We start from the raw sequence: 421 nt of genomic DNA on the forward strand, positions 1-421 counted from the left end.
GAGCAGCACGGCCAGGGCGTGGGGGACGAGGTCGGCGCCGAGGGCGGAGGCGATGCGCGTGACGTCGTGGTTGCCCACGAACGTCGAGGGCGCGAACGTGGCCAGCAGGGCGTCGTGGCGGCGCAGGGCGTGGGCGAGCTCGAAGAGGTTGCCGTCGGCGATGCCGTGCCACAGGCCCTGCCACAGCTCGTACTGCGTCAGGGAGTCCACGGTGGAGGCGCGCACGATCCCGGCGGCGTCGCCGTGGATGACCTCGCCGGTGAACCAGGCCCCCGGGTGGGCGCGGCGCACCTGCGGCAGCACCCGCGCCCAGAACCCCGGGTCCACGGCGTAGGCGGCGTCCAGCCGCCAGGCGTCCGCGCCCCGCTCCAGCCAGTGCGTCATCACCCGCACCACGAGGTCCTCCACGGCCGGGGAGGAG

At 75.3% G+C, this 421-nt stretch carries 1 protein-coding gene; it reads right to left on the bottom strand.

What is annotated here, in order from left to right; genetic code table 11:
* Nucleotides 1-421: alpha-amylase family protein (locus GTQ99_RS24015; protein WP_240898032.1), on the bottom strand; the 421-nt coding region annotated here is incomplete at both ends.

This window comes from Kineococcus vitellinus, from assembly GCF_009906315.1.
In the GTDB taxonomy this organism is placed as follows: domain Bacteria; phylum Actinomycetota; class Actinomycetes; order Actinomycetales; family Kineococcaceae; genus Kineococcus; species Kineococcus vitellinus.